The 1,314-nt window shown below is 41.3% G+C and carries 2 protein-coding genes; both read right to left on the bottom strand.

What is annotated here, in order from left to right:
• Nucleotides 1-151: 151 nt before the first annotated feature.
• Nucleotides 152-766, bottom strand: coding sequence for a CDP-glycerol glycerophosphotransferase family protein (locus tag DW49_RS1000000132950; RefSeq protein ID WP_161780209.1), 615 nt, complete (start codon nt 764-766; stop codon nt 152-154).
• Nucleotides 747-1,184: a hypothetical protein gene (locus DW49_RS1000000132945; RefSeq protein WP_024421485.1), complete on the bottom strand. Its 438-nt coding sequence runs from the start codon at nt 1,182-1,184 to the stop codon at nt 747-749. The genes DW49_RS1000000132950 and DW49_RS1000000132945 overlap by 20 nt, the downstream gene beginning before the upstream one ends.
• Between the last annotated feature and the right edge of the window lie 130 nt (nt 1,185-1,314).

Genomic DNA, 1,314 nt, shown 5'->3' with positions numbered 1-1,314 from the left:
TGCAAGCTAAGCTATTGATAAGATTTGAATTTTCCGTTAGTTGGTGGCTGATTTTTTCGAAAACAGTACAATAGCCTTCATGTGTTGCATACATATCCCGTAAGGTTTTTCTAGTGTTCATGAGTTTCTCTGTTGTTGTTTTTGATGGCTACTAGATTTTTGTTGCCAGCGCAGAATGCTGACCTGTAACGTCGTGCGCACGCTGACAATTTTTGGAATCCATGAATCGAAAGAATGACTTCGCAGAGGATTGATGTTTTTTATACTCATTAGGATTGAGTGATTTTATCACTGAGCCTGTGTCAAAGCATATTGGCCCGGTTTTGATTTTGTAAAAAAGTTTTGTCGGTATGTAGTGGCCGTCAATGAATTTTTCGGGTATGAAAAAAGTAGATGTTCTTTTTTTGTAGTAGGCAAAATCATAACCTACTGAGCTGTAGTCAGTAATAAGATATTTTGATGTGTTGAAAATGTGATTGAACATTTGCGTGTCGTTGTTATTTACAAAACGAATGTTGGTGCAGTTTGCCCTGAGAATTGCAGCCAGGCACTCTATGTGTTGGTTGGGGATGGCATTATGGATGAAGTAGTAAAGCTCTAATTTTGGACGAGCTTTTGCAAGCTCTTGCACAAGGTTGGTAATGGTTGCAACATATTCGGAGTTTAAAAAATCTGCAAGAGTTGCTTCAAGAAGATTTCGTCTCCACGTGAAAAAAAGAATAGCTGAATTGACGTTCAATGGTGTGTCATTGCACCACTTGTCCATTCGCGGATAGCCGGTTAAATGTACGTTGGTATGCCCGAGAGCACTGAAGTTTTTTTTCTTCGTGTGAGGAACAGGCGATGACACCATCATTACGATTGCCGTTGAAAAATGCTATGTCATGAGAGTTTTTGTCGCCTGCAGAGATCCCGTGCCACATGAGATAAAGTTTATGTTTCAGTGCGCTGATGTGTATGTCCCTGAGTTCGGGGAATATAATGCCGGGAAAGCCAAAAGAGCAGTAGAGGGCTTCTGCGTTTAAGAAGAGCTCCTTGTGATGTGCTGAGCCAGATCTAACCAGGTGCTTCTTTAACCGCTCATCTTGCTCGCGATCTATGACATCTTTGCTTGTAATGTAATAGCAATCTTCGTCAGATTTCAAAGCGTATTTAAATACTTCGTAAGCATTATCACCTGTCAAAGATGCTCGTTCTGAATAAAGCTTGGGCGGCGGCAAAAACTGAGCGCAACACCTGACCAATCCGGTACGGTGAACCTATGTCATATCATGAACTCAGCATTGAAGAACGCATCACGATCCAGTTTGGCCA

Source organism: Pseudomonas avellanae BPIC 631 (assembly GCF_000444135.1).
In the GTDB taxonomy this organism is placed as follows: Bacteria; Pseudomonadota; Gammaproteobacteria; order Pseudomonadales; family Pseudomonadaceae; genus Aquipseudomonas; species Aquipseudomonas avellanae.
Note: the sequence above shows the minus strand (reverse complement) of the source record. Positions and strands in the feature narration are given on the sequence as shown.

Bases quoted from the DNA above. Each gene is read 5' to 3' on its own strand.
- DW49_RS1000000132950 (WP_161780209.1), bottom strand. From the start codon at position 766: ATGGACAAGTGGTGCAATGACACACCATTGAACGTCAATTCAGCTATT.